Below are 23588 nucleotides of genomic sequence, written 5' to 3'. Positions count from 1 at the left end.
TGATTCCCCCCTGAGGACCGCCTGCCATGATGCTCCGCATACCCGCCCTGCTCAGCCCCGACGAAGTGCGCCAATGCCGCCAGGCGCTGGAGCAGGCCCCGTGGCAGGACGGCCGCGCCACGGCCGGCCCTCTGGCGGCCCAGGTCAAGGCCAACCTGCAGCTGCCGCTGGACAGCCAGGCAGGCCAGGCGATAGGCAACCTCATCCTCGACAAGCTGGGGGCCAGCGCGCTGTTCATGTCGGCCACCCTGCCGCTGAAGGTGCTGCCGCCGCGCTTCAACCGCTACGAGGGCGGCGGCACCTACGGCAACCATATAGACAACGCCATCTTCACCATCCCCGGCACGGCCATCAAGGTGCGCAGCGATGTCTCCACCACCGTGTTCTTCAGCGAGCCCGACGAGTACGAAGGCGGCGAACTGATCGTGGAGGACACCTTCGGCCACCAGAGCGTGAAGCTGGCCGCGGGCGACGCCATCGTCTACCCCGGCACCAGCCTGCACCGCGTCAACCCCGTCACGCGCGGCACGCGCTACGCCAGCTTCTTCTGGACGCACAGCCTCGTGGCCTCGGACGAGAAGCGCCGCATCCTGTTCGACCTGGACCAGCAGATCCAGCAACTGACGGTGCGCCACCCGGGCGACCCCGCGCTTTCCGCGCTGTCCGGCACGTACCACAACCTGTTGCGGATGTGGTCGCAGGCCTGACGACAGAGCGGTCCGGGAGCCGCATCAGAACCTGTACCGCGCAGTCAGCAGCACATTGCGCGGATCGCCATACACGCCCGTGCCATAGGAGCCCAGGCCCGGCATATAGGTCTTGTCGAACAGGTTGTTGACGTTCAGCGTCACCGACCACTGGCGGTCCACGTCGTAGCGCGCCATCAGGCCCACCAGCGCATAGGCGCGCTGGTCGGCGCGTGCATAGGGGGCGGAGGATTGCTGGTAGTAGGTCAGGCTCTGCCAGGCCAGCGAGCCGCCCACGGTCCACTGCGGGTTGAGACGGTAGCTGGTGCTGAGCTTGAACAGGTGGCGCGGCTGGTTGGTGTTGACGGCGCTGAGGATCACATCGGGCTGGGCCGGTGCGCGCGAAGTACGGTAGGTGTAGCCGCCGTAGATGTTCCAGGCCGGCGTGATGCTGCCCGACACCTCCATCTCCACGCCTTTGCTGGTCACGCCGTCGATGGCCGCATAGACCTCTTCCCCGGTTTCCGGATTGGCGCTGACGTACTGCGCGGCATTGCGCTGCTGGATGTGGAACAGCGCCAGCGAGGCGTTGAGCCGGCCGTCCAGGAACTCGCCCTTCACGCCCACTTCGCGGCTGCGGCCGGTGAGCGGCGGCAGCGGGCTGCCGGCTGCGTCCTTGTAGTAGGTCTGCGGATTGAAGATGTCGGTCTGGCTGGCGTACAGCGACAGCTGGCGGCTCAGGTCATAGACCACGCCTGCATAGGGCACGGTCTTGTGCGCCACGCGCAGCGCGTTGTTCACGCCGTAGCTGCCGTCCAGGCCCGTGGTGTCGTCCAGCATGTCGTACCAGCTCACGCGCGCGCCCAGGATCACGGACAGCTCGTCCGTGGGCCGCAGGCGTGCTGCACCGAAGGCGCCCTTCTCCACGATGCGCGTCATGCGGTGGTCGCTCAGCTGGAAATCGGGCCGGGGCACCTGGCCGTCCCATTCGAAGTAGTTGCCCACGGGGCCGTAGGCGTTGGTGTAGCCGGGCGCATGCCGGCGCTGGCGCGACCAGCTGGCGCCGAACGACAGCTCGTGCTCGCGCCCGAACAGCTGCAACGGCCCGGACAGCGCCGCATTCACGGCCTGCGTGGTGGCATCGGTGGGAATCTTGTTGGACAGCATGTTGATGCCCAGGCCGCTGACCGGGTCCACCATGCCGTGGGCGGCCACGCCGACCTCCACGTCGCGCGACTGGCGCAGCCGGCTGGCCGACAGGTCCGCCTTCCAGCCATTGCCGAAGCTGTGCTTGAGTTCGGCAAACAGGTTGGTGCTGTCGTTGTCCCAGTACGACCAGCGCGCGGCCGGGTTCAGCGAGGTGGGGAAATGCGTGCGGCTGCCATCCTTGAAGAACAGCGGGATGTGGCCGAAGCTGGCCCCGTTGGCGCGCGTCTGCATGTGGTCAATGCCCAGGCTGGCCACCGTGCCCGGGCCCAGGTCGGCCTCGATGATGCCGTACAGGCTGCGCACGTTGCGGCTGTAGTCGTCCACATGGGACTTGGCGTTCTGCGCCACCGCCACCACGCGGGCGCGCACGCGGCCGTCCTCGGTCAGCGGCGCGGAGATGTCGCCCACGCCGCGCAACCGGTCATGGCTGCCGATGGCCGCCTCGGCCGAGGCCTGGAAGGTCTTGGTGGGCCGCTTGCGCACCAGATTGACCACGGCCGACGGATAGCCCGCGCCCGTGAGCAGGCCTGTGGCGCCCTTGACCACCTCCACGCGGTCATAGATGGCGCTGTCGGCCAGCGAGGTGGTGTACTGGTTGGCCGAGTCCATGGTGTTGGGCACGCCGTCGAACTGGAAATTCTCGATGGCATAGCCGCGCGAGTAGAAGGTAGTGCGCTCGCTGTCGTTGCGGCCCACGGTAATGCCGGGCGTCTTCTCCAGCACCTCCGGCAGGCTGGTCAGGCCCTGGTCGTCCATGAGCTGGCGCGTGACCACGCTGACGGACTGCGGCGTCTCGCGCTGCGACAGGCCCAGCCGTGTGGCCGTGCTGGACTGGCGCGTGGCGTAGGAGCCCGTGCCTTCGGAGACCGCGCTGCGCTCGGCAGCCGCCGTCACGTTGACCGTGCCCAGCGTGGCGCCTGCAGCGGCAGCGGGCACCACCTGCTCCACCCGCCGCAGCGCATAGGCGCCGCTGGCCTGGCGCACGGCCTGCCAGGCGGTGCCGGCCAGCAGGGCCTCGAAGGCGCCCTCCACCGTATAGCTGCCGCGCAGGCCCGCGCTGCGCTGCCCGGCCGTCTGATCGGCCGTGAAGATCAGGGCCACGCCGGCCTGGGCGGCCGTGCTGCGCAAGGCGGCATCCAGCGGGCCGGCAGCGACGTCATAGCTGCGCTGGGCCTGGGCCAGCACGGCGGCGGGCATGAGCGCGATGGCCAGCGCCAGCGCGGGGCGGGGCATGAAAAGGGGTTGCATGGTCCTGGGTTCTCCCTGTGTTCCGATGTCGAAAATCAAAGCTCTCGGAAGCAAGGAAGCGCGGCGCGGGAAATCGGGTCACCCCCGGCGCAAAAAATGCGAAAAAGAAGAAAGAGCCTCAGCCGCGCGCCTGCGCAGGCTCCACCACCACCCACCAGCGCGTGCGCCAGCGCAGCTGCACGGGCAGCGCTCCGGGCAGCATGGCCAGCACGGCGTCCGTGCCATCGATGCCGCCTTCGTCCAGCGGGAACACGCCCGAGAACCGCAGCCCGGCCACGGCCGGATCGGCGTGCAGCCAGCCGGGGCGGTAGCGGTTGAGCTCGGCCAGGAAGTCGTCCAGGCGCTGGTTGTCCACCCACAATTGGCCCCGGCTCCAGGCGTCGTCCGCAGGGCCGGCCGGCTGCACCGTGCTCCAGCCCGTGCGCGTGAAGTCCATGGCCTCGCCCGCCTGCAGACGCCGTGCGGATGCGCCTGTGCCGGCCGGGCGCAGTTCCACGGCGCGCTCGAACACCGCCACGCGCGCACCTGCATGGCTGCTGCGCACCATGAAGCGCGTGCCCAGGGCGCGCACGCGGCCGTGGGCGGTCTCCACCACAAAGGGCAGATCGCCCAACGTTCCTGCGGGATGGCCGGTGGTGAACAGCGCCTCGCCAGCCATCAGGCGCAGACGGCGTTCGCTGCCGTCGAACTGCAAGGCCACGGCGCTGCCGGGGCCCAGCAGCATGTCCGTGCCGTCGGGCAGGGTCCAGCGGCGGCGCTGCGTGCCCGAGGCGTAGTCGGCCGCCATCTGCTGCCACTGCGGCGTGCGGCTGGCCAGCCAGCCCGCGCCCGCCGCCGTGCCCAGGCCCGCAAACAGGCCCAGCAGGCGCCGCCGCGCAGCCCGGGGAGCGGCGGACAGGCCGCGATAGCCCGCGCCACCGGGATTGAGCCCCGTCAGCGCGCCCGTGACGGCCTGCAGATGGGCCCAGGCGCGGCCATGGTCGGCGTCTTCATCGAGCCAGCGCTGCCAGCGCGCCCGGTCGGCGGCCGAGGCCTGGCCCGATTGCAGCAGCGCAAACCAGCCGGCCGCCGCCCGCGCCACGCCGGCCGGCAAGGGCCGGCCCAGCGCCTGGGGCGCCTGGATACTGCTGCCGGGTAGCGGCGCGGCGCTGGACAGGCGCCGAGGATCGGAAGGAGGCACCGGCGCCATCAGGACAGCGCCAGCACGAAGCAGCGCTCATAGCCCTGGGCCAGATAGCGCTTGACGCTGGTCATGGACACGCCCAGGCGCGTGGCGATGTCCGCATAGCTCAGGCCTTCGAGGTGGGCCAGCAGGAAGGCCTCGCGCACCTTGGGCGCCAGCGCGTCCAGCGCCTGGTCCACGGCCTGCAGCGATTCGAGCGCGATCAGCCGCTCTTCGGGCGAAGGGGCAAGTTCAGCGGGCAACAGGGCCAGGGTGTCGAGATAGGCGCGCTCCAGCAGCCGGCGCCGGTGCTGGCGGATCACAAGATGGCGGGCCACGGTGGCCAGAAAGGGGCGCGGCTGCTCGATGCGGCCGGCCATGCCCGAGGTGATCACGTTGACGAAAGTGTCGTGCGCGATATCGGAAGCCTCGAACACATTGCCCAGCTTGCGGCGCAGCCAGCCTTGCAGCCAGCCGTGGTGTTCGACATAGAGGGTGTGTACGGGATCGGCCGGTGCGCGCATGAAAAGACGGACGCGCCCCGGACTGGCGTGCCGCAGCGCTGAAGCTCGTTTGAGAATGGTTCGCATTCTAAACACGAGCTCAAAACCGTCGCTGCCCAAATCAGGGGCACCGAGGAAGGGCCGTCCCGCACCGAGGGTGCCGTCCCCCTCCCGCGAAGCGAGAGAGGGGGAAGCGGCGCAGCCGCTCAGGGGGTGCTAAAAATTCTCGTGTGCACCCAGGTAGCGCCACTGGCCCACAGGCAGATTGCCCAGCGTCACGCGGCCGATGCGGATGCGCTTGAGGCCCACCACACGCAGGCCCACCAGTTCGCACATGCGGCGGATCTGGCGCTTCTTGCCTTCGGTCAGCACAAAGCGCAGCTGCTCGGGGTTCTGCCAGTCCACCTTGGCGGGCTTGAGTGCCTCGCCGTCCAGCGACAGGCCATGGCACAGGCGTGCCAGCTGTTCGGCCGGGAACACGGATTGCACGTCGATGTCGCGGTCACCGTAGGTCACGCGCACCAGGTACTCCTTGTCCATCTCCGAATCTTCGCCAATGATCTGGCGCGCCACGCGGCCGTCCTGGGTCATGACCAGCAGGCCCACGGAGTCGATGTCCAGCCGGCCGCAGGGCGCCAGGCCCTTGAGCTGCGCGAAGTTGAAGCGCGTGCGGCTGGTGTCCTGGTTCCAGTGGTTCTGGGGCGTGACCAGGACCACGGCGGGCTCGTGCCCGTCCTCGGCCTGGCCGCTGACATAGCCCATGGGCTTGTGGATCAGGATGGTGACCTGCTGGTCCTGGCGCTCGCGCGCCTCGCGCTCGACGGTGATGCGGTCGGCCGCCACCACGTTCTGGCCCATCACGGCGAGTTCGCCATTGACGCGGACCCAGCCCTTGTCCACCCACTCGTCGGCCTCGCGGCGCGAGCACAGGCCCATATCGGCCAGGCGCTTGTTGATGCGCACGCCACCGGGAACCTGCTCCTGCAGCGGCTCGGGAGCACGCTTGACGGGGATTTCGCGGCTGGCGCCACCGTCGGCGGGACGGTAGGTGCGGATGCCGCTGAGCGGACGGTAGGCGGGCTCGGCCTGGGGCGCCTCGTCGCGGCGCGGGCCACGGGCGTCATCACGGCGTGGACCACGGGCGTCGTCGCGGCGCGGTCCGCGCGCATCGTCACGGCGGGGGCCGCGGGCGTCGTCCCGGGGACGGTCGCGGAAACCACCTTCACGCGGGCCGTCGCGGGGTCCGTCGCGCTGGCCGTCACGTTGGCCATCGCGTTGACCATCACGCGGACGCTCATCGCGCTGGCCATAGGGCCGGTCGCGGCGATCGTCCGGGCGGGGCGGGCGCGGGGGGCGGGCATCGCGCGTATCACGGGCATCGCGCATGTCGCGCTGCTCGCGCGGGGCACGGTTTTCGCCGCCGCCCTGTTCGCGCCAGTCGCCACGCGGCTGGGAACGGTCCAGGTCCTCGGCACGGCCGAAACCGCTGCTGCGCGGGCGCTGGTCACGGGCGTCGTCGCGGGGTGCTGCACCGCGGGCATCGCCGCGAGGGGGGGCATCACGGCGGTCGGAGCGCTCGTAGCGATCATTGCGGCCGCCACGGTCGCCGCCACGTTCATTGCGGTCGTTGCGGTCACTGCGCGGGCCGCCGCGTGCGCCCGCAGATTTGCCCGCGCCACCCGAAGGGCGGCGGGCATCGCCAGCCGGCTCGGCCTGTGGCTTTTCGGGGCGGCGCAGCACAGGGCGCGCGGAGGGCGCTGCCGCCTCGTCGGCGCCGGGCCGGGACGGTTTGGAAGAAGTAGGGGATGACATTAGACCGCCATTGTCGCGCGGCAAGGCCCGCAGCGGCTGCGCCCTGCGGCCAATACGGGCATTGCGCTCGGCTATCGGGCGACTATCGGGCGGCCTGCGGGCAGGCCGCCAGGGCCCCCTTGCCAGCCCCGCCGCCCGGCCCTGCGCCCCGGCGGGCTCTCCATGTTCCGCACCACACATTCATGAACCATGCAATGCGCCTGGCGGCCGACCCATCCCGATCGCTGTATCCGTCGCGATATGCACAACCGGAATGAATCCTCAATGAAAAATCGACAAGAAGCGAATCACATCGGCAAAACATCTTCAATCCGGCCGATTGGGATCTTGCAATGCACGGCATGCAATATGTAAAAAACTGTATTTTATTTGGGCGATTCCATTCATTGGCGATTGCAAATCAACCCATTGGGCTTGCCATTGCCCATACATCTCCCCATAGAATGGCGCCCGTCCAGAAACGGGGGGCTTTTTCGAGACAACAGCCCTTCGCGCAGCGCCTGCTGCGGTATCCAAACCATCCCGCCCGGACTCCCGCCTCATTCAACAAGGAAAACCATGAGCGATACACCCAACCTATCGAATTCCACTCCATTGAAAGAACAATTCAAGGCGCTGCTTATCACCAAGCCGGACTTGACTGGAATCGAGTGGTCCGATATGGAGACGGCCATCGGCCCGAATGCTGAGAAATACCGGCCACTGTGGGAGCGCATGGTCAGCGGGAAAAAGGGCTTTTTCGCATCCATGAGTCCCTGCTGGACCGCCATTCCCTTCATGGGCGTTTCCTGGGCCATTGCGCGCCGCGTCTACGCCTATGCCGTGGTGGCCTTCATCACCCTGTTGATCATCAATCTGCTGATGCCCGGCACGGGCGGCGCCGGGCGCGTGCTCGGCATCGCGGTGGCCATCTCGTTCACGGTCAAGCGCACCTACCTGCAATGGCTGATCACGCGCATACAGCAGATCAACCAGAGGGGCCTGGTGGGCGCTGCGCGCGAAGAGGCGCTGCGCCAGATCGGCGGCCTGGACCAGAAGGACGGCTGGATCTCCTTCGGCGTGCTGCTGGCCATCGGCATCGTGCTGGCCGCCTTCTGAAGCGCCAGGCCCGCAGATCAGCGGTCCACGGGCAGCCGGTCGCACAGGGCCACCAACTGCGCCAACTGGGGGCCCACATCCCGGATCAGCGTGCGGGCCGGCATGCGCAGGCCCGGCACGGCGCAGTTGAACAGCAGGCGGCGCGACCCGTAGCGGATGCGCGAGGCCGCACCCACGGCGCACACGCCCAGGCCGGAGTCCCCCATGTTGACCGCGAAGCCCCGGGCGGCATAGTGCGCCAGGCTTTCGCTGGCGTTGTCCCTGCAGCGCGCATATTCCTCGGGCCGCTGGCTGCGCACGCGGTTCAGGAAGCGCTGAAGTTCCCCGGCATCGAGCTGGGCCAGCCCTGCCCGGCCCATGGCCGTTTCCAGCACGCCGCGCACGGCGCCCACGCCGGGTCGCTTGAGCGTGCCGCCCTCCCAGGCGCAGGTATCCAGGTAGACCACATCCAGGTCCATGACCACGCCCACCGACACCGCCCCCTTCACACGGTCGGCCAGCGCCTGCATGGGCAGGCGCAGCGGGCCGAGCAAGGGCGTGTTGATCACATAGGGGTAGCCCAGGGCGACGGCGGCCGGGCCGACGAAGTACCGGTCCAGCCGCTCGTCATGGTCCAGGTAGCCCATGGTCTGCAGGCTGCGGCACAGCCTGGACACGGTGGGGCGCGGCAGGCCCAGGCGGCGGGCCAGCTCGCTGTTGGCATGCGGGCGCGGGTCGCTGACGAAGCACTGGAGAATCATCAGCCCCTTGGCCAGCGTGCCCGCGAAATACGGGTCCTGCTCGCGGATGCGGCAGACATCCTGCGAGTCCCTGGGTTGGTGGGCAATGGGGGTATGGGGCACGTGGCGATTGTGCGGACCACGGCCGCAAAGCCGCAACTGCATTTCAATATTTGAAACTGCATTGCAGCCCTGGTGCCCGCGCTTCCTACAGTGCGGCCCATGAGCCAAGCCCCCACCCCCCATCCCGCCGACGCCCGCCTGCAGGCGTTGATTGCAGACATCCGCCATTTCGTGCGCCACCGCTGGCATCCGCTCGAAGAGCAGATCGAGCGCGACGACAGCATTCCGCCCGCCGTGGTCCAGGAGCTGCGCGACAAGGGCTATTTCGGCTGGAGCATTCCCCAGGCCTATGGCGGCCTGGGCCTGGGCACCGAGGAGCTGGTGCGCTGCGCCTTCGAGCTGTCCCAGGCCTCGGTGGCGCTGCGGGCCCGCGTGGGCACCAACACCGGCATTGGCTCCGAAGCCCTGGTGGCCGACGGCACCGAGGCGCAAAAGCAGCGCTGGCTGCCGCGCATGGCGCGCGGCGAGCTCACGGGTTGCCTGGCGCTGACCGAGCCGGACGCGGGCTCGGAGGCGAGCAACATCCAGACCACGGCGCGCCGCGAGGGCGACCACTACGTGCTCAACGGCAGCAAGCGCTTCATCACCAATGCGCCGCTGGCCGATGTCTTCACCGTCATCGCCCGCACCGGCGAAGGCAGCACGGGCAGCGAGGGGCTGACGGCCTTCTTCGTGGAGCGCTCGCCGGGCCTGGTGACGGGCCAGCCCTATCGCAAGATGGGCCAGGCGGGCTCGCCCGTGTCCGACGTGCATTTCCAGGACTGCCGCGTGCCGGCCGACCAGATCATCGGCGGGCGCGAGGGCCAGGGCTTCAAGACCGTGATGAAGGTGCTCAACAAGCAGCGCCTGCACCTGGCAGCGCTGTGCACGGGGCCGGCGATCCGCATGCTGGACCTGGCGCTGGCCCATGTGCGCCAGCGCGAGCAGTTCGGCCAGCCGGTGGCGAACTTCCAGCTGGTGCAGGCCATGCTGGCCGACAGCCGCACCGAGATCTTCGCGGCGCAATCCATGATCCTGGAGGCCGCCCGCGCCCGCGACCGGGGCGAGGACGTGGCGCTGTCCGCCTCCATGTGCAAGTACTTCGCCTCCGAGATGTGCGGCCGCGTGGCCGACCGCGCGGTGCAGATGTTCGGCGGCGCGGGCTATGTGGCCGACTTCAGCCCCATCGAGCGCTACTTCCGCGACGTGCGCCTGTTCCGCCTCTACGAAGGCACCAGCCAGATCCACCAGCTCAACATCGCCAAGCTCATGCTGCGCGAGAGCGCCTGACACCGGAGGCCCCCATGACACGCCCCCTCACCCCGAAGCACCTGGCCACCCTGGGCCTGCTGGCTGCGCTGTGTGCCTGCGCGCAGGCTGCCCAGGCGGCACAGACGGCCCAGGCGACTTTCCCCGATCGGCCCGTGCGCGTGATCGTTCCCTTTCCCGCAGGCGGCAGCACCGACCTCGTGGCCCGCGCGCTGTCGGTGGAACTGGGCCAGGCCCTGGGCCAGCCGGTGGTGGTGGAGAACAAGCCGGGCGCAGGCAGCCTGGTCGGCTCGGAACTCGTGGTCCGCGCCGCGCCCGACGGCTACACCCTGCTCATGGCAGGACTGAGCAATGTCTTCCTGCCCCATGTGCACGCCAACCTCAAGTGGAATCCGCTGACCGACTACGAGTACATCGGCCTCGTGGCCGACCTGCCCAACGTCATCGCCGTCAACGCCAAGACCCCCTACCGCACGCTGGCCGAACTGGTGGCGGCCGACAAGGCCAGGCCCGGCACGCTGTCCTTCGGCTCGGCCGGCACGGCCACGCCCTCGCACCTGGTCTGCGAGATGGTCAACCACCGGCTCGGCACCAAGATGCAGCACCTGCCCTACAAGGGCAATGCCCCGGCCGTCAACGACCTCATGGCCGGCCACATCCCGGTGATGTGCAACAACCTGGGCGGCACCCTGCCCTACATGCAGGGCGGGCAGATCCGCATCCTGGCGCAGACCGGCAAGAGCCGCTCGCCCGCAGCGCCCGACATTCCCACCTTTGCCGAGCTGGGCGTGGCCGGGCTGGACACCGGCCTGTGGGTGGGCCTGGCCGCGCCCAAGGGCACGCCGCAGCAGATCGTGGCCACGCTCAACCAGGCGCTGGCCAAGGCCATGGCCTTGCCCGAGACACGCGACAAGCTGGCGCGCCTGGGTGCCACGCCGCTGCCCACGCAGACGGCGGACTTCCACAAGCGCGTGGCCGAAGACCGCCGCGCCTGGGAGCCCGTGCTGAAGAACGTGGACCTGAAAGGCAACTGATGCAGCGCCAAGGCTATCCGCTGGAGGGTGTGCGCATCCTCGACATGGCCACGGTGCTGGCCGCCCCCTTCTCGGCCACCCTGTGCGGCGACCTGGGCGCCGACGTCGTCAAGCTGGAGTTGCCCGGCGGCGGCGACACGCTGCGCAGCCTGGCCCCCGTGCACGACGGCCACGCCGTGTTCTGGAAAACCGCCAACCGGGGCAAGCAGGGCATCTCGCTGGATGTGCGCAAGGCCGAGGGCCGCACGCTGTTCCTGCGGCTGATCGAGGATTTCGACGTGCTCGTGGAGAACTTCCGCACCGGCACGCTGGACCGCTGGGGGCTGGACCTGGCCACCTTGCATGCCCGCAACCCGCGCCTCATCGTGCTGCGCCTGACGGGCTTCGGCCAGACCGGTCCCTATGCGCGCCGGCCGGGCTTTGCGCGCATCTTCGAGGCCATGAGCGGCTTCGCCCACCTCACGGGCGAGGCGGGCGGCCCGCCCCAGCACATGAACTACCCGCTGGGCGATGCCGTGGCCGGCCTGTTCGGCGCCTTCTCCATCGCGGCCGCACTGGCCGAGCGCAACGCGCAGCCGCATGGCGAACAGCGCGGCGTGGAGATCGACCTGTCGGCCACCGAAGCCATGCTGCGCCTGCTGGACCCGCTGGCGGCCGAGTACCAGCTGGGCGGACAGGCACGCAGCCGCACGGGATCGTGCGCGGGCTACACGGCGCCTTCCAACGTCTACCGCACGCGCGACGGTGCCTGGCTCACCGTGGTCGCCACAGGCGATGCCATCTTCACGCGCCTGTGCCAGGCCATGGACCGCGCCGACCTGGCCACCGACCCGCGCTTTGCAGACAACGCCGCGCGCATACGCCACCTGCTGGCACTGGATGCGCAGATCGTGCAATGGTGCGCAGCCCTGGACTGCGCCCAGGCCACGGCCGCGCTGGCCGCGCACGACATTCCGTTCAGCAAGGTCTGCTCGGCCGAGGACGCGCTGCAGGACCCGCATTTCGCGGAGCGCGGCAGCTTCATCACCCTGCCCGACCCCGACCTGGGCCCCCTCGCCGCCCCCGCGCCTGTGCCACGCTTCACGGGCCGCCAGGCCCCTTCGCCCCGCAGCGGCCCGGCCACTGGCCAGGACAATGCACGCATCTATGCGGCGCTGGGGCTGGATGCGCAGCAGCAGGAGCGGCTGCGGCGCGAAGGCGTGATCTGAAGGTGTGCAGTGCTGGCGTCAGATGACCAGCCGTGCGGCCAGCAGGTCCGCCTGCTCGGCGAACTTGCGGGGATGGGACCTGCGCAGCTGCGCCAGGTTCTGCACCTTCCATCGCACGCCGGGCAGGTGTTCGAGATGGGCGATGTCCAGCGCCGGCCAATCGGGGGCTCCTGCGGCCAGCGACAGCAAAAAGCGCCGCTCACTGGCATCCAGCCCTTGCTGAAGCTCCCGCAGTAACCGCTCGCGTGCTGCGAGCAGAGATTGCAGCGGCACAGGCTCGGCCGTCATGCCCCGGAAGTTGTTCTCGAAATCGTGCCGGACATCACGCAAGGGAGGAAACAGCACTTCGTGCAAAGGTCGGTTGCTGCAGGCCAGATAGACCACGAAGGCGCGCCGGATGCCTGAGGTGATGCCGCCGTGCGCGAACAGCTGCATCACATCGAACAGATCACGCGGGTGCTGCCGGTCCAGGGCGGCCACAAGCTTGCCGCCGTACACGTCCTCTGCGGAGACCACGGGAATCTCCAGGTCAGCCATCAGCACATCGCGCGCAGTTGGCGTGAGCGAGGCCTGCCGCACCGGCAGCACCGTGCCGCGCATGACATAGTTCACTTCGATCTTGACCTGCACGGGACCGCGGCGCACCAACAGCTTGGTCTGGCCCGCTGCAGCCACCGGCGCATGGGTCTGAAAGCCCCGCTTCGTCAGACGTTCTGCCGATTGCCGGATGGCCTGATTGATCCGCAGCAGCGCCTCATCACGTGACGGCCTGTGATCGGGAAACACCAGGTCCAGATCAACGGACAGGCGCGGCATATCGCGCACGAACAGGTTGATCGCGGTTCCGCCCTTCAGCGCGAACGTGTCGTCCACAAACACCAGCGGCGCGACCTGTGTCAACAGGCGCGCAGTGTCGAGATAGGTCTGGTTCATGGCTTGAGCACCAACAGACCCTCGGCCGACCGGGACACCCAGGGCCTGTCGCTTCCCTTCGGCAGCGAGGCCGTCTCCAGCCTGGCGGCCCAGGGCAGCGCCCCCTCGCGCCCGAGTTGAAGGCACAGGCGCACGGTCTTGACGCTGGTGCAGCGCTGCAGAAGTTCACGCAGCACATCGGCGCGCAGGCTGTACGCGCTCTCCACCAGCTCCCTGGCTTCCTGCAGCGGCTGGCGCACGCCCACATCGCTCAGAAGCTCCAACAGCGCACGCTCCGGCGCCGAGACCTGGGCTGCACCGCTGCGTTTCTCGAACGGTCCCACGTGCAGCAAATCGCCGGGTTGTTCATCGAACAGCCGTTTGCGATGGTATTCGGCAGGGAACCGCTCCGTGAACCATGGCGGCAACTGCCCGGCGGCCCAGCCATACAGCTGCAGCACCGGCTGCTGCGCCACATACTGGCGCATGCCGTACCAGTCCAGCGCCGACTTGCCCCCCACATGCAGGCCCTCCAGGCGGCGCTGCAGCACGCACAGGCTCGGATGCAGGGCCAGGCTGTCGTTGGGCCGGCAGAAGACCCCCCGCATCAGGCGCTTCAGCCAGCCCGCTCGCACGTAATGGACAGCCAGGTCTGCGGAGATGCCCAGCGCTGCCAGATCCTGCGAGGTGATGGGCGTGCCCGCAGGCAGCTGCGTGTAGAGCGCGTTTAATTTGCTTGCCCCGGTCGTAGTCATGCTGCGATTCAAGCACTTATTCCAAACACGGACAAGTTTGGTATTTTTCTACCAATCGTAGTTTGGCTACGATTTTCAGTACTTTTCAAAATTCCTTGGTGGCATGCATCGGTGCTGGTTCATGCCAATGGGTACGGCGCCAAAGCGGACGCCGCGCATGCTCAAGCCGCCCGCCGCGCCGCCGCAAACAGCCCGCTGCGCAGCGCTTCCAGGTCGAGCACGCGCAGGCCGCCGTACTCCACGACAATGGCGTTTTCGCGCTGCAGCACGGACAGCGCCTCGTTGACGCGCTGGCGCGACAGGCCCACCAGGTAGGCCAGCTCCTGCTGGGTGATGCGCAGCACCTCGCCCACGCCCGGGTACAGCAGTGGGTGAAAGAGCGCGGCCAGGCTGCGGGCCACGCGCAGGTCGGGGTTGGTGAGGCGGTCGATTTCGCGGGCCGAGATGAACTGGCCCAGGCGCTCGTTGAGCTGGCTCATGACGAAGCGGTTGAAACCGATGGAGTGGTCCAGCAGCCAGTGGAAGGTCTCGATCGGCAAGCCACCGACCACGCTGCGGCGTATGGCCTGCACGTTGTAGCGGTAGGGCTCGCGCTTGACGGCCGTGCCTTCGCCGAACCAGCCGCCCGGGGGCAGGCCGGCCAGGGTCATGCTGGCACCATCGGCGCCGTCGGTGTTCATCTTGAGCAGGCCTTCGACCACGCCGAACCAGTAGGTGGGCGCGCGGCCGGTGCGGCAGACATAGTCGCCGGGCTGGGCGTCGCCGACGACCAGCGCCTTCTGGGCCCGTTCGCGCTCGGCGGGCTGGAGTACGGCCAGCCAGGGAATGCCTTCGAGTTCCTCGGGCCGGGGCGCGCGGCGGCGCTGGTGCAGTGACAGTTCTTGGCTCATGGAGTCGCGGCGAGGGTGCGCGGATCAATCATCAAAACCACCCAAGCATTGCCCGAGCCCGGTGGCTGGCGTGAGCGGGATTTCCAGAAGGACCGCGGCGCGCGCACATTCCCGGATGCGCAAGCCCCCAAGCGGGACATGAGACCGTTTTGGCACCTTTTGTTACGGCGCGTTTTCCCGATGATGAGTTTCCCGCGGATTGTCGTCAAACAGACACCACGGCGTCAAAGCCAGTCCTAGGATGCAGTCCAAGCCGGTAGGTCACAGCCTGGGCATCTGCACCATGCGACCACCATTCACGAACATCCAAGGACATGGAATGACGACCACGTTCCCGCACCTGCTGCTCCAGCATGCCGCCCAGCGCCCCCAGGCGCCGGCGCTGCGCGAGAAGGAATACGGCATCTGGCAGACCTGGAGCTGGAGCGAGGCCGCCGAGACCGTGCGCCACATGGCCTGCGGCCTGGCGGCGCTGGGCCTGGCACGCGGCCAGAATCTGGCCTTCATCAGCGACAACCGGCCCCATGTCTACATGGGCTTCATTGCCGTGCAGGCGCTGGGCGGCGTACCGATCCCGCTGTACCAGGATGCCGTGGCCGCCGAGATGCGCTTCGTCATCGAGGATGCCGAGATCGACTTCGCCTTTGCCGAGAACCAGGAGCAGGTCGACAAGCTGCTGGAGGTGCGCGAGAGCGTCTCCGGCCTCGGCCACATCATCTATGACGACCCGCGCGGCCTGCGCCACTACGACCAGCCGGGGCTGATCAGCACCGAGGCGCTGCTGCAAAAGGGCCAGGAGTGGGATGCCGCACACCCGGGCGCCTGGGATGCGATGCTGGCCGCGCTGTCGCCCGACGATGTCTCGGTCATCCTCTACACCTCGGGCACGACCGGCAAGCCCAAGGGCGTGTGCCAGACGCACCGCAGCTTTGGCGAGTCGGCACGCGGCGGCGTGCAGGTGGACCGCCTGGGCCCCGGCGACAACGTGATCTCCTACCTGCCCCCGGCCTGGGTGGGCGACCACCTGTTTTCCTTCGCGCAGTGGCTGGTGGCGGGCTTCACCATCAACTGCCCGGAGTCGGCCTCGACCGTGTCCATCGACCTGCGCGAGATCGGCCCCAGCTACTACTTCGCACCGCCGCGCATCTTCGAAGGCATGCTGACCTCGGTGTCCATCCGCATGGAGGATGCCGCGCCCTTCAAGCAATGGATGTACGGCCGCGCCATGGCCGTGGCGCGCCGCGTGGGCTCGGACATCCTGGACGGCAAGACGGTGGGCACGCTGGACCGCCTGAAGTACGCGCTGGGCGACCTGTGCATCTACGGCCCGCTGCGCAACGCCATGGGCCTGTCGCGCATCCGCGTGGCCTATACGGCGGGTGCGGCCATCGGGCCCGAGCTGTTCCGCTTCTTCCGCTCCATCGGCATCAACCTCAAGCAGCTCTACGGCCAGACCGAGACCTGCGCCTATGTGTGCATACAGCGCGACGGGCAGGTGGAGCTGAGCAGCGTGGGCCAGGCCGCACCGGGCATCGAGCTGAAGATCGCCGACAACGGCGAGGTGCTGCTCAAGGGCGTGTCCGTGCTCAAGGAGTACTACAAGCGCCCCGACGCCACGGCCGAGGTGGTGGATGCCGACGGCTGGTTCCACACGGGCGATGCCGGCGTGATCGATGCCAGCGGCCAGCTGCGCATCATCGACCGCGCCAAGGACGTGGGCAAGACCAGCCGGGGCGCCATGTTCGCGCCCAACTACATCGAGAACAAGCTCAAGTTCTTCCCACAGATCAAGGAGGCGGTGTGCTTCGGCCACGGCCGCGACCAGGTCTGCGCCTTCATCAACATCGACTACGAGGCCGTGGGCAACTGGGCCGAGCGCCAGGGCCTGCCCTATGGCGGCTATGTGGACCTGGCATCGAAGGCCAAGGTGCTGGAGATGGTGGCCGACTGCGTGGCCCAGGTGAACGCCGACCTGGCCGCCGAAGCCGGCATGGCCGACACGCAGGTGGCGCGCTTCCTGGTGCTGCACAAGGAGCTGGACCCCGACGACGACGAGCTGACCCGCACGCGCAAGGTGCGCCGCGGCTTCATTGCCGACAAGTACGGCGTGCTGGTCGATGCGCTGTACACGGGCAAGCGTGAGCAGTTCATCGAGACCCAGGTCAAGTTCGAGGACGGCCGCACCGGCAGCGTCAGCGCCACGCTGTCCATCATCGATGCCAAAACCCATTCGGTGGCCGCCACCGCCAGGGCCTGACCGGAGCCGCTGACATGACCCACAAGAAGATCGGCGATGTCATCCTCGACATCAAGAACATCAGCCTGCGCTTCGGCGGGGTGAAGGCGCTGACGGACATCTCGTTCGATGTGCGCGAGCACGAGATCCGCTCCATCATCGGCCCCAACGGCGCGGGCAAGAGCTCCATGCTCAACTGCATCAACGGCGTGTACACGCCGTCCGAGGGATCGATCACCTTCCGGGGCAAGACCTTCAGCCACATGAACAGCCGCCAGGTGGCCGAGATGGGCGTGGCGCGCACCTTCCAGAACCTGGCGCTGTTCAAGGGCATGAGCGTGATCGACAACATCATGACCGGCCGCAACCTGCAGATCAAAAGCGGCATCCTGATGCAGGCCCTGCGCCTGGGCCCGGCCCAGCGCGAGGAGATCCGCCACCGCGAGTTCGTCGAGCACATCATCGACTTCCTGGAGATCCAGGCCTACCGCAAGACCCCCGTGGGCCAGCTGCCCTACGGCCTGCAAAAGCGCGTGGACCTGGGCCGCGCCCTGGCCATGCAGCCGCAGGTGCTGCTGCTGGACGAGCCCATGGCCGGCATGAACGTGGAGGAAAAGCAGGACATGTGCCGCTTCATCCTCGATGTCAACGACGAGTTCGGCTCCACCATCGTGCTGATCGAGCACGACATGGGCGTGGTCATGGACATCAGCGACCGCGTCGTGGTGCTGGACTACGGCAAGAAGATCGGCGACGGCGCACCCGACGAGGTGCGCCAGAACGAAGACGTGATCCGCGCTTACCTTGGCACAGGCCATTGAAATGAAGTACCCCCTGAGTCGCTGCGCGCCTTCCCCCTGGAAGGGGGACGACACCCTCGGTGCGAGGCGGCTCTTCCTCGGTGTCTCTGGCCTTTGGCCGCGACAGTTTCATGCGATATGGGTGTCGCGCAGCACTATGGAGAACTGAGAGGTCATCATGGGATTTTTTCTGGAAACGCTGTTCGGCGGCCTCATGGTGGGCACGCTGTACGCGCTGATCGCCATCGGCTTCGTGCTGATCTTCAAGGCCTCGGGCGTGTTCAACTTCGCCCAGGGCGCGATGGTGCTGTTCTCGGCCCTGGCCATGGCGCGCTTTTCCGAGTGGATCCCGAAGTGGATCGGCATGGAGCCGGGCTGGTTCACCAACCTGCTGGCCATCTGCGTGTCGCTGGCCATCATGGTGGTAGTGGCCTGGGTGATCGAGCGGCTGGCGCTGCGCCACCTGGTCAACCAGGAGCCCATCACGCTCTTGATGGCCACGCTGGGCATCGCCTACCTGCTCGACGGCCTGGGCCCGATGATCTTCGGCAGCGCCGTCTACAGCATCAACGTGGGCATGCCCAAGGACCCCATGTTCATCCTCGAGGGCCTGTTCCAGGGCGGCGTGCTGCTCAGCCAGGAAGACCTGTACGCGGCCTGCATCGCCGCGCTGCTGGTGGCCGCGCTCAGCGTGTTCTTCCAGAAGACCAAGACCGGCCGCGCGCTGCGCGCCGTGGCCGACGACCACCAGGCGGCGCAGTCCATCGGCATCCCGCTGTCGCGCATCTGGGTCATCGTCTGGTCGGTGGCCGGCGGCGTGGCCCTGGTGGTGGGCATCATCTGGGGCTCCAAGCTGGGCGTGCAGTACTCGCTGTCGCTGGTGGCCCTGAAGGCCCTGCCCGTGGTGATCCTGGGCGGCCTGACCTCGCTGCCCGGCGCCATCATCGGCGGCCTGATCATCGGCGTGGGCGAGAAGCTCTCCGAGGTCTACCTCGGCCCCATGGTCGGCGGCGGCATCGAGACCTGGTTCGCCTACGGCCTTGCCCTGTGCTTCCTGCTCGTGCGGCCCCAGGGGCTGTTCGGCGACAAAATCATTGATCGCGTTTGACCGTTACGGAGAACTTGCACCATGTTTTATCGTGAGAACGGTCAATTCAAGACGACCTACGCATCCGACCAGCAGATCTTCGGCGTCGCCCAGGACCGCTGGGCCATCGTGGCGCTGCTGGCCGTCGCCTTCCTGGTGATTCCCTTCAGCGTCAGCGACTACACCTTCCAGGCCGTGCTGATCCCCTTCCTGATCATGTCGCTGGCGGCGCTGGGGCTGAACATCCTGGTCGGCTACTGCGGCCAGATCTCTCTGGGCACCGGCGCCTTCATGGCCGTGGGCGCCTACGCGGCCTACAACCTGCAGGTGCGTTTCGAGGGCATGCCGCTGCTGGTGGCCCTGATCGGCGGCGGCGTGCTGGCCATGGTCTTCGGCGTGATCTTCGGCCTGCCCAGCCTGCGCATCCGGGGCCTGTACCTGGCCGTGGCCACGCTGGCCGCCCAGTTCTTCGTGGACTGGCTGGCCAGCCGCGCGGCCTGGGTGACGAACAACTCCTCCTCGGGCTCGGTGAGCGCAGGCCCGCTGTCCATCATGGGCTGGAAGATCGACACGCCCATGGAGAAGTACCTGCTGTGCCTGGGCATCCTGTGCGTGCTGGGCCTGGCCGCCAAGAACCTGGTGCGCGGCGCCATCGGCCGCGAGTGGATGGCCATGCGCGACATGGACGTGGCCGCCAGCGTGATCGGCATCCGCCCGACCTACGCCAAGCTCAGCGCCTTTGCCGTGAGCAGCTTCATCGTCGGCGTGGCCGGCGCGCTGTGGGGCTTCGTTCACCTGGGCGCCTGGGAGCCCGCGGCCTTCAGCCTGGACCGCTCGCTGCAGCTGCTGTTCATGATCATCATCGGCGGACTGGGCTCGGTGGTGGGAAGCATCTTCGGCGCGGCCTTCTTCGTGCTGCTGCCGCTGCTGCTCACCCAGGTGCCGCACTGGATGGGCCTGCCGCTGTCCACGGCCACGGCGACCTACCTGGAGCACATGATCTTCGGTGCGCTGATCGTGTTCTTCCTGATCGTGGAGCCGCATGGCCTGGCAAAACTGTGGGCCACAGCCCGCCAGAAGCTTCGCGTCTGGCCCTTCCCGCATTGAGTTGATCTGTATCGAGACAGGGCACCACAGAGTGCCGGATAACCGGGGAATCTTCCCCAGCCAACTAGGAGACAACGTCATGATGTTCAAGAAAGTCGCCATCGCCGCCGCCACGGTCGCTGCTGGAATCGGCGCTCTCGTGGCCGCCCCTGCCGCACAGGCCCAGGACCAGTTCGTGCCGCTGCTGGTCTACCGCACGGGCCAGTTCGCGCCGCTGGGCATTCCATGGGCCGATGGCAAGCAGGACTACATCAAGCTGGTCAACGCCAAGGGCGGCATCAATGGCGTGAAGATCGCCTACGAGGAATGCGAGACGGCCTACGACACGGCCAAGGGCGTGGAATGCTATGAGCGCCTGAAGGGCAAGGGCGGCGGCGCTGCCGGGTTCGATCCGCAGTCCACCGGCATCACGTTCGCCGTGACGGACAAGGCGCCGGGCGACAAGATGCCCATCATCACCACGGGCTATGGCCTGTCGCAGTCGGCCGACGGCAAGGTCTTCGAGTGGAACTTCCCGCTGCTGGGCAACTACTGGACGGCGGCCGATTCCATCATCCAGGACATCCTCAAGAAGGAAAAGGGCAGCCTCAAGGGCAAGAAGATCGCCCTGGTCTACCACGACTCGCCCTATGGCAAGGAACCCATTCCGCTGCTGCAAAAGCGCGCCGCCAAGGAAGGCTTCGACCTGACGCTGCTGCCCGTGACGGCGCCCGGCGTGGAGCAGAAGTCCACCTGGCTGCAGATCCGCCAGCAGCGCCCCGACTACGTGCTGCTGTGGTCGGCCGGCGTGATGACGCCCACGGCCGTGCGCGAGGCGCAGGCCACCGGCTACCCGCGCGAGAAGATGTACGCCATCTGGTGGGCCGGCTCGGACCATGACGTGAAGGACATCGGCGCCGGCGCCAAGGGCTACAACACCGTGACCATCCACAACACGGCCGAGCACGACAAGGTGCACGACGAGGTCAAGTCCATGGTCTACGACAAGGGCCAGGGCACGGCCACCGACGCCAAGGAACTGGGCGCCATGGCCCACACGCGCGGCATGGTGATCTCCATGCTGCAGGTGGAGGCCATCCGCACGGCACAGGAAAAGTACGGCAAGGGCAAGGTCATGACCTCCGAGCAGGTGCGCTGGGGCCTGGAGAACCTGAACCTCACGCAGGAGCGCCTCAACGAGCTGGGCTTCGGCAAGATCATCCGCCCCGTCAAGACCAGCTGCGACAACCACCTGGGCACCGACTGGTCGCGCATCGCCCAGTGGGATGGCGCCAAGTGGAAGGTGGTCTCCGACTGGTACCAGGCCGACAAGTCCATGGTCGAACCGCTGGTCAAGGAGTACGCGGACAAGTACGCCAAGGAAAAGAACGTAAAAGCTAGAACTTGCACCCCCTGAGGCGCTTGCGCGCCTTCCCCCTCTCTACCCGCTTCGCGGGGGAGGGGGACGACACCCTCGGTGCGGGGCGGCCCTTCCTCGGTGTCCCTGAGTTGGGGCATGCCCCGCGCAGAGGTGCTTCGAGAGTTGCGGCCCCGCACTCCGCTTTCGTATCAACGCCCATGGACGACGCCATGACCACCGCACCCACCTCCGCCCCGGCCCCCAGCGATCCGCTGCTCGTGGTCAATGGCATCGAAGTCATCTACAACCATGTGATCCTGGTGCTCAAGGGCGTTTCGCTCCAGGTGCCGCGCGAGAGCATCGTGGCCATTCTGGGCGGCAACGGCGCGGGCAAGACCACGACGCTGCGCGCCATCTCCAACCTGCTCAAGGGCGAGCGCGGCGAGGTGACCAAGGGCACGATCGAGCTGGAGGGCGAGCGCATCGAAAGCCTCACGCCCTCCGAGCTGGTGCAGCGCGGCGTGGTCCAGGTCATGGAGGGGCGGCACTGCTTCGCCCACCTGACCATCGAGGAAAACCTCATGACCGGCAGCTACACGCGCACTGACAAGGGCGAGATAGCGGCCAACCTCGAGAAGGTCTACAACTACTTTCCGCGCCTGAAGACGCGCCGTACCTCGCAGGCCGCCTACACCTCGGGCGGCGAGCAGCAGATGTGCGCCATCGGCCGCGCGCTGATGGCCAATCCGCGCATGGTGCTCCTGGACGAACCCTCGATGGGCCTGGCCCCGCAGATCGTCGAGGAGGTGTTCAACATCGTCCGCGACCTCAACAGCAAGGAAAAGGTCACCTTCCTGCTGGCCGAGCAGAACACCAACATGGCGCTCAAATACTCGGACTACGGCTACATCATGGAAAGCGGCCGCATCGTCATGGACGGCGCGGCCTCGGACCTGGCCAGCAACGAGGACGTCAAGGAGTTCTACCTGGGCGTGGGCGGCGGCGAGCGCAAGAGTTTCAAGGACGTCAAGAGCTACAAGCGCAGAAAACGCTGGCTGGCCTGACCGGCGGACATTTCCCAGCCCCTGCCCCAGACCCTTCTTCCACAGGACTAGCCATGAGTGCCTTCTACGACGCGCTGGAGACGCGCACCCCTGACGAACGCGAAGCGGCGCTGCTGTCCGCCCTGCCCCGGCAGATCGCCCATGCGCAGCAACACTCTGCCGCCTTCGCCCAGATCCTGGCCGGCGTCGATGCCGCGCAGATCACCAGCCGCGAGGCCCTGGCCCGCCTGCCGGTGACGCGCAAATACGAGCTGCTGCAGCGCCAGGCCGAGCAGCGGCCCGCGCAGATCTTCGGCGGCTTCAACGCCATCGGCCTGGGCCAGCCCATGCCGCGCCTGTTCTGCAGCCCCGGCCCCATCTACGAGCCCGAAAGCCGCCGCCCCGACTACTGGCGCATGGCGCGCGCGCTGCATGCCTCGGGCTTTCGGCCCGGCGAGCTGGTGCACAACTGCTTCAGCTACCACTTCGTGCCCGCGGGCTCGATGATGGAAAGCGGCGCCCATGCGTTGGGCTGCACGGTGTTCGCAGGCGGCACGGGCCAGACCGAGCAGCAGGTGCAGGCCATGGCCGACCTGCGGCCCGCAGGCTACGTGGGCACGCCCAGCTTCCTCAAGATCATTGTGGAAAAGTCCCTGGAGATGGGCCTGCCCATCCCCTCCGTGACCAAGGCCATGGTCTCGGGCGAGGCCTTTCCGCCCTCGCTGCGCGACTGGCTGGCCGAGCGCGGCATTGCCGGCTACCAGTGCTACGCCACGGCCGACCTGGGCCTGATCGCCTACGAGACCGAGGCCCGCGAAGGCCTGGTGCTGGACGAGCAGGTCATCGTCGAGATCGTGCGCCCCGGCACGGGCGACCCGGTGGCCCCCGGCGAGGTGGGCGAGCTGGTGATCACCACGTTCAATCCCGACTACCCGCTGATCCGTTTCGGCACGGGCGACCTCTCTGCCGTGCTGCCCGGCCAGTGCCCCACGGGCCGCACCAATGCGCGCATCAAGGGCTGGATGGGACGCGCCGACCAGACCACCAAGGTGCGCGGCATGTTCGTGCATCCGGGCCAGATTGCCGACGTCGTGCGCCGCTTCCCCCAGGTGGGGCGCGCGCGGCTGGTGGTCACGGGCGAGATGGCCAACGACCAGATGCAGCTGCTGGTCGAAACCCGCGAAACCTCACCGGGCCTGGCCCAGCAACTGTCCGATGCCGTGCGCGAAGTCACCAAGCTGCGCGGCGATGTGCAGATGGTGCTGCCGGGCACCCTGCCCAATGACGGGAAGGTCATTGAAGACGCGAGGTCGTACAAGTAGCCACCGAGGCGCGGGGACGGCGGCCTCGCCGCCGAGCTGCCGTCGCA

At 67.9% G+C, this 23588-nt stretch carries 20 protein-coding genes; 12 read left to right on the top strand and 8 right to left on the bottom strand.

The features are described 5' to 3' along the window. Positions 1-26 precede the first annotated feature (26 nt). The gene (locus tag DACI_RS05940; protein ID WP_012203103.1) at positions 27-707 is read left to right on the top strand and encodes a Fe2+-dependent dioxygenase; all 681 of its coding nucleotides are present in this window, start codon (positions 27-29) and stop codon (positions 705-707) included. A gap of 24 nt (positions 708-731) precedes the next feature. Here DACI_RS05940 and DACI_RS05935 read toward each other — a convergent pair whose 3' ends face one another. From DACI_RS05935 to DACI_RS32465, 4 genes are all read right to left on the bottom strand, one after another. Further along, positions 732-3143 (bottom strand): TonB-dependent siderophore receptor, encoded by a 2412-nt coding sequence (locus DACI_RS05935; RefSeq protein WP_012203102.1) that lies wholly within the window; start codon positions 3141-3143, stop codon positions 732-734. Between the two features lie 118 nt (positions 3144-3261). After that, complete coding sequence (locus DACI_RS05930) at positions 3262-4332, bottom strand: FecR domain-containing protein (protein WP_012203101.1); 1071 nt, start codon at positions 4330-4332, stop codon at positions 3262-3264. Then, a complete protein-coding gene (locus DACI_RS05925) occupies positions 4332-4829 on the bottom strand; it encodes a sigma-70 family RNA polymerase sigma factor (protein WP_013804342.1) in 498 nt (165 codons plus the stop codon). Before DACI_RS05925 ends, DACI_RS05930 begins: the two co-directional genes overlap by 1 nt. Before the next feature lie 195 nt (positions 4830-5024). Beyond that, the gene (locus tag DACI_RS32465) at positions 5025-6620 is read right to left on the bottom strand and encodes a pseudouridine synthase (RefSeq protein WP_318773082.1); all 1596 of its coding nucleotides are present in this window, start codon (positions 6618-6620) and stop codon (positions 5025-5027) included. A gap of 558 nt (positions 6621-7178) precedes the next feature. On the opposite strand from DACI_RS32465, the gene DACI_RS05915 reads away from it, so the two are divergent. Then, positions 7179-7718 (top strand): hypothetical protein, encoded by a 540-nt coding sequence (locus tag DACI_RS05915; RefSeq protein ID WP_012203098.1) that lies wholly within the window; start codon positions 7179-7181, stop codon positions 7716-7718. A 17-nt stretch (positions 7719-7735) separates the two neighbouring features. Here the strand turns inward: DACI_RS05915 and DACI_RS05910 are convergent, their stop codons facing one another. After that, a complete protein-coding gene (locus DACI_RS05910) occupies positions 7736-8602 on the bottom strand; it encodes an IclR family transcriptional regulator (RefSeq protein ID WP_012203097.1) in 867 nt (288 codons plus the stop codon). Between the two features lie 57 nt (positions 8603-8659). On the opposite strand from DACI_RS05910, the gene DACI_RS05905 reads away from it, so the two are divergent. The 3 genes from DACI_RS05905 to DACI_RS05895 are packed head-to-tail and all read left to right on the top strand — an operon-like array spanning position 8660 to position 12050. After that, on the top strand, positions 8660-9829 hold the full coding sequence (locus tag DACI_RS05905) for an acyl-CoA dehydrogenase family protein (protein WP_012203096.1): 1170 nt from the start codon (positions 8660-8662) through the stop codon (positions 9827-9829). A gap of 14 nt (positions 9830-9843) precedes the next feature. Beyond that, positions 9844-10842, top strand: coding sequence for a Bug family tripartite tricarboxylate transporter substrate binding protein (locus tag DACI_RS05900; protein WP_012203095.1), 999 nt, complete (start codon positions 9844-9846; stop codon positions 10840-10842). Next, entirely contained in the window at positions 10842-12050 is a 1209-nt protein-coding gene (locus DACI_RS05895) for a CaiB/BaiF CoA transferase family protein (RefSeq protein ID WP_012203094.1), read from the top strand. The genes DACI_RS05900 and DACI_RS05895 overlap by 1 nt, the downstream gene beginning before the upstream one ends. Before the next feature lie 18 nt (positions 12051-12068). Here DACI_RS05895 and DACI_RS05890 read toward each other — a convergent pair whose 3' ends face one another. The 3 genes from DACI_RS05890 to DACI_RS05880 all read right to left on the bottom strand — a co-directional run bounded on the left by DACI_RS05890 (position 12069) and on the right by DACI_RS05880 (position 14607). Next, a complete protein-coding gene (locus tag DACI_RS05890; protein WP_012203093.1) occupies positions 12069-12983 on the bottom strand; it encodes a nucleotidyl transferase AbiEii/AbiGii toxin family protein in 915 nt (304 codons plus the stop codon). Continuing rightward, positions 12980-13717 carry a type IV toxin-antitoxin system AbiEi family antitoxin gene (locus DACI_RS05885; protein WP_012203092.1) on the bottom strand — a complete coding sequence of 246 codons (738 nt, stop codon included), beginning with the start codon at positions 13715-13717 and terminating at the stop codon, positions 12980-12982. The genes DACI_RS05890 and DACI_RS05885 overlap by 4 nt, the downstream gene beginning before the upstream one ends. A 161-nt stretch (positions 13718-13878) precedes the next feature. Further along, positions 13879-14607, bottom strand: a complete 729-nt coding sequence (locus DACI_RS05880; RefSeq protein WP_012203091.1) for a Crp/Fnr family transcriptional regulator — start codon at positions 14605-14607, stop codon at positions 13879-13881. Positions 14608-14926: 319 nt separating this feature from the next. Here DACI_RS05880 and DACI_RS05875 point away from each other — a divergent pair, with 319 nt between their 5' ends. The 7 genes from DACI_RS05875 (at position 14927) to DACI_RS05845 (ending at position 23541) form a co-directional block, all read left to right on the top strand. After that, the gene (locus DACI_RS05875; protein ID WP_012203090.1) at positions 14927-16864 is read left to right on the top strand and encodes an AMP-dependent synthetase/ligase; all 1938 of its coding nucleotides are present in this window, start codon (positions 14927-14929) and stop codon (positions 16862-16864) included. Positions 16865-16878: 14 nt separating this feature from the next. After that, complete coding sequence (locus DACI_RS05870) at positions 16879-17664, top strand: ABC transporter ATP-binding protein (RefSeq protein WP_012203089.1); 786 nt, start codon at positions 16879-16881, stop codon at positions 17662-17664. Positions 17665-17821: 157 nt separating this feature from the next. Next, the gene (locus DACI_RS05865) at positions 17822-18751 is read left to right on the top strand and encodes a branched-chain amino acid ABC transporter permease (RefSeq protein WP_012203088.1); all 930 of its coding nucleotides are present in this window, start codon (positions 17822-17824) and stop codon (positions 18749-18751) included. A gap of 21 nt (positions 18752-18772) precedes the next feature. After that, positions 18773-19837 carry a branched-chain amino acid ABC transporter permease gene (locus DACI_RS05860; protein ID WP_012203087.1) on the top strand — a complete coding sequence of 355 codons (1065 nt, stop codon included), beginning with the start codon at positions 18773-18775 and terminating at the stop codon, positions 19835-19837. 79 nt (positions 19838-19916) lie between these two features. Further along, positions 19917-21233 carry an ABC transporter substrate-binding protein gene (locus DACI_RS05855; RefSeq protein WP_012203086.1) on the top strand — a complete coding sequence of 439 codons (1317 nt, stop codon included), beginning with the start codon at positions 19917-19919 and terminating at the stop codon, positions 21231-21233. A 173-nt stretch (positions 21234-21406) separates the two neighbouring features. After that, the gene (locus tag DACI_RS05850; RefSeq protein ID WP_013804352.1) at positions 21407-22240 is read left to right on the top strand and encodes an ABC transporter ATP-binding protein; all 834 of its coding nucleotides are present in this window, start codon (positions 21407-21409) and stop codon (positions 22238-22240) included. A gap of 53 nt (positions 22241-22293) precedes the next feature. Further along, positions 22294-23541, top strand: coding sequence for a phenylacetate--CoA ligase family protein (locus tag DACI_RS05845; protein ID WP_012203084.1), 1248 nt, complete (start codon positions 22294-22296; stop codon positions 23539-23541). Positions 23542-23588: the final 47 nt, after the last annotated feature.

Origin of the sequence: Delftia acidovorans SPH-1 (genome assembly GCF_000018665.1) — a bacterium.
In the GTDB taxonomy this organism is placed as follows: domain Bacteria; phylum Pseudomonadota; class Gammaproteobacteria; order Burkholderiales; family Burkholderiaceae_C; genus Comamonas; species Comamonas acidovorans.
This window is presented reverse-complemented; position numbering and strand designations above follow the sequence as displayed.